We start from the raw sequence: 541 nt of genomic DNA on the forward strand, positions 1-541 counted from the left end.
TAATTTTAGATGCAGCTACGCGTCGCAATCTAGAAATCACCCAAAATTTAGCTGGCGGCACGGACAATACACTCGCCGCAGTTCTCGACCATTGCTCAACCCCGATGGGCAGCCGCATGTTAAAGCGTTGGCTGCATCAACCGATGCGTTGTATTGATACGCTAAACAACCGTCTGGATGCGATTGGTGAAATTAAAGATCAAGGCTTATTTACCGATCTTCAGCCAACTTTAAAACAGATTGGCGATATTGAACGTATCTTAGCGCGTCTTGCTCTACGTTCTGCTCGTCCACGTGATATGGCTCGCCTACGCCATGCCATGCAGCAACTTCCTGAACTAGAATCGCTCACTGCATCCTTAACTCATCCATACCTAGTGAAGTTGGCTCAGTTTGCTGCGCCAATAGATGAGGTATGTGAGCTTCTTGAACGTGCTATCAAAGAAAACCCGCCGGTAGTGATCCGCGATGGTGGTGTGATTGCAGAAGGCTATAACGAAGAATTGGATGAGTGGCGCAAGCTCGCTGATGGTGCAACCGA

Annotated in this window: 1 pseudogene; it reads left to right on the forward strand. The window is 48.4% G+C overall.

The features are described from left to right. A pseudogene (locus R7Z77_RS27960) lies at positions 1-541 on the forward strand (DNA mismatch repair protein MutS); the annotation flags it as partial.

Source organism: Vibrio sp. 1401 (assembly GCF_033340295.1).